General features: G+C 71.6%; 3 protein-coding genes. All 3 read right to left on the reverse strand.

The window, feature by feature from the left end:
• Positions 1-329: tetratricopeptide repeat protein (locus AC27VN_RS35585; RefSeq protein ID WP_490879665.1), on the reverse strand; the 329-nt coding region annotated here is incomplete at its 3' end.
• Positions 305-1,558, reverse strand: coding sequence for a cellulose synthase complex periplasmic endoglucanase BcsZ (gene bcsZ / locus AC27VN_RS35590; protein ID WP_490879666.1), 1,254 nt, complete (start codon positions 1,556-1,558; stop codon positions 305-307). The genes bcsZ and AC27VN_RS35585, both read right to left, overlap by 25 nt.
• Positions 1,559-1,587: 29 nt before the next feature.
• Positions 1,588-3,728, reverse strand: a 2,141-nt coding sequence (bcsB, locus tag AC27VN_RS35595) for a cellulose biosynthesis cyclic di-GMP-binding regulatory protein BcsB (RefSeq protein WP_490879667.1), incomplete at its 5' end; no start/stop codon positions are given.

Here is a 3,728-nt window from a genome sequence, read left to right on the forward strand (position 1 = left end):
CGCGCGATCCAGCTGCGCGCCGGCTCGGCATTGCCGCGCGAGAGTTCGACCTGCGCCATGCCGTACATCGCGTCGGCCGATTGCGGGTTGACGCTCAGCAGCTTGCGCCAGCTCTCCTCTGCGAGGTCGACGCGGCCCTGTGACTGCCAGTAGTTGCCCTGTTCGATCAGGGCCGTGGCGGCGTCGGCCTGCGCGTGCGCCGGGTTGGCGGCGCCGAGGGTGGCGAACAGGCCCAGGCAGGCCAGCCAGCGCGCGGAGGGCAGGCCTCCCGGAGCGCGGCGCAACCGGGTCGGGCGCGGCGATGTCATGCCGTGCGGGTGGGTCGACATAGCAGTCTCCATGAGGTTTGCAGCTGGCCGTTCCGAAGGAACTGGTAGCGCCCGTCGAGCCAGGCCTGGCCGAAGAGCAGCAGCATTTGTTCGTAGTAGGGAAGCAGGGCGGTCGACGGCTGGCCGTCGGCACGCGAATTGGGCAGGCGCGCCAGCTCGGTGGCCAGTGCCTCGGGCATGTCCTGCGCCTTCAGGTAGGGCAGCAGCGCGCCGGCGAAACCCAGCGGTCCCATGCCGCGCACGGTGCCGGTGGCGGTGTCGACCAGCTCGGGGATCGGCTGCCGGTCGGCCAGGAGGCGCTTCGGGCCGGTCAGCGCCTGCAGCAGCGGCCGGCGGTCGGGCGAGGATTCGGCCAGCATGCCGGCCCAGAGGTAGACGCGGATCGCGTCGTAGCTGCCGACCGTGCCCTTCTCGGGATCGGCGACGAAGGCGCGCGCGTCCTCCGACCAGGCGCACCAGTCGGGCGAGAAGCCGCGCGGCGCCGTGGCCGCGAGCAGGCGCACCGTGTTGTCGGCCACCGCGGCCCAGGGGCCCTGCGGATCGGTCTGCTGGAAATAGCGCAGCAGCTGCAGCGGCATGTAGCTCGGGTTGAGCCGCCACACCGAGCCGGTGGCCACCGACTTGGGCCAGGGCAGCAGCATGCGGCCGAAGCCCGGCAGCAGCACCACTTCCTCGCGCGCCACCATGGCCAGCAGGCTGCGCCCCATGCTCGCGTAGCGTGGTTCGTTCCAGAGCCGGCCGGCCTCCATCAGCGCATAGGCGATCCAGAGGTCGGCGTCGGAGGCGGGATTCGGATCGAGCACGCCCCAGCCGCCGCCCGGCTTGCGGCCCCACTGCCAGGCCGGCAGGTTCTTCGCGATGCTGCCGTTGGCGAGGTTGGTCTCGGCCCAGCCCAGCACGCGCGCGAACAGCTCGCGGTCGTTGTGCACCAGCGCCAGGAACATGCAGTAGGACTGGCCCTCGGAGGTCGAGTGCTGCTGCGGCGTGTTGAAGTCGATCACGCGGCCGTCGCGCTGGATGTGACGCGCGACGAAGGCGTTCCAGTCGGCGGCGGGATGGCAGGTGGCGGGCATCGGCGCGGCGGGAGGGGTGGAAGCGGCGGGCGGCGTGGCCTGCGCGGCCGCGCGCGTGCCGGTCCAGGCCAGCGCGGAGGCGGCCGCCGCTGCGAACAGCGAGCGGCGTCGCCGGTCGGGAACGGAAGAGGGAAGCGTGGGCTTCGAACCTGGCATCGTGGGGTCGGTCTCCGGGGCGAGGGTCGTCACTTGAGGCGGCGGCGCGCGCGAATCTGCAGGCTGGCATAGGCCACCGCGGCGCCGATCACGGCCAGCAGCACCACCAGTGCCGCCAGCAGCAGCGGGCTGCGCGAGAGGTTCCACTGCAGCCAGGCGATCGGCGGCAGGCGGCCGACGTAGTAGGTCTCGCTGCCGAGCACGCTGTGCACCTGCGCGTCGCGCACGATGGCCATGCTGCCCTGCACGCGCTTGAGCAGGTCGGGTGTCATCAGCGCGTTGAGCAGCGCGTCCTTCGAGGTGCTGTTGGAGATCGCGGCGACCACGCTGCGGCCGCTGCGCAGCGGCGACTCGAAGCCCGCGAGCACCGCGTCGCGGCCGTCGTCGCTGACCGCGATCTGCATCGAGCCCGGCAAGTCCTCGCGGGTGCGCGCGCCGATCACGAAGTCGATCGCGGTGTCGATCCAGCTCGAGAGCTTGAACTGCGGCGAGCCGTCGCCGCTGCCGTTGGCGGCCGCGGCGCGCTTGAGCGGCATGCGCTCGGCCCACTGCGTGAACAGCGGCTGGTTCTGCAGGTTGCCGATCACCAGCAGGTCCTTGTCGGCCCACTGCGAGACCTCGGCCGAGCGGCCCACCTTCACGCGCAGCACGGGGTAGCCGGTGGCGCGGCCGATCTGGCCCATCAGGCCGAGATAGGTCTCGGTGTCGGAGGTGTCGGCCTGGTCGGGCAGGATCACCGCGGTGTCCGACAGGTCGGCCATGCGCGAGAACGGGAAGCCGCCGTTGGCGTAGGCCGCGAGCTCGGGCATGGCGATGAAGTGCGGGAAGCCCGAGACGTCGATCTTCGAGGTCGGGTCGATCGAGCCGCGCACGTTGTCGAGCTGCGGGATGCAGCGGCCGGCCACGGGCTCGAAGTAGTAGTGCAGCCGCAGCTGGCTGCGCGGGCCCAGCGCCAGCGGCGGCAGGATCACTTCCTTGCGCTCGGCCAGCGTGCCGTCGGGCATCAGCTTGACGGCCAGCGGGTTGTACCAGCGGTCGCCGGCCGGGTTGGCCGAGCGCAGCGGGATCGCGCCGATGAAGTTCTCGTTGACGTTGACGTTGAGCGTCGACTGGTCGGGCCGCACGCGCGGCGTGTAGCGGTAGAGCAGGTCGAGCGGGATGCCGCGGCTGCGCCAGGTGAACAGGTCGGGCGGCAGCTGCAGGTTGACCCGCACCACGTCGGGGTTGTAGCCGGTCACCGAGAGATCGGCCGCGGTCGTGAGCTCGCCGAACTGCAGCGCGCGGTCGCTGGGCACCCAGCGCGGCGCGTCGTAGGGCTTGCGCGCGGGCGGCTCCTGGAAGGCGGCGATCGCGCTGGTCGCGCCCGACAGCGCGCGGCTGTTGAGCGCCAGCGAGGCGGCGGCGGTGCGCAGCTCGTTGGCGTCGCGGCCCATCACCAGCAGCAGCTTGGCGGTCGGATCCTGCGGATGGTCGACCACGGCCAGCGCCGGTCCCTGGATCGCGGGCAGCACCAGGCCCGGCAGGCTGGTCTCGGGCGTGGCGAACACCACCGAATGGCCGCTGGGCAGCTGGCCGCGCGAGACCGGGAACACGGCGCCGCGGTAGTCGGCCAGCGCGCCGAACCACGACGAGACCACGCCCGCGGCCTCGAGCAGCGGGCCCGACTCGGCGCTGCCGAAGACGAAGGGAATGCGCGCGCGGCGCACGTCGCGGCGGTCGAAGAAGGGCTGCGGCAGCGTCGCCAGGTCGTTGCTCAGCTTGAGCGGCGACACGTTCAGGCGCAGCGTGCTCGAGGCATCGATGCGCGCCCACAGGCTGGTGTGGGCCGGGTCCTCGCAGTCGCGCGTGTAGTGGCCGATCAGCTCGACGTTGATGCGGTTGAATTCGGTGATCAGGCGCCGGTCGATCGGGATGTCGGCGGTCTGCGGCTTGCCGCCGTCGGCGCGGTTCACCGGCAGCGTGGCGACCAGCACGTCGTTGACCGTCACCTTCAGGTGCGACAGCTCGGGGATCAGCGAGGGCGAGTAGGCGTAGTTGAGGCGGAACGAGGCCGAGGTCACCAGCTCGTCGGCGCGGATGTTGAACGGGATGCCGATGGTGCCGCTGATGCCGCGCAGCTGGATCGCGTAGTCGATGCCCAGTTGCGTGAGGTTGAGTTCGCGCACCGTGC

It is taken from the genome of Variovorax sp. 20P10.2.4 (genome assembly GCF_058244205.1).

Excerpts from the sequence above, each read along its gene's own strand:
- bcsZ (WP_490879666.1), bottom strand. The coding sequence starts at position 1,558 with ATGCCAGGTTCGAAGCCCACGCTTCCCTCTTCCGTTCCCGACCGGCGA.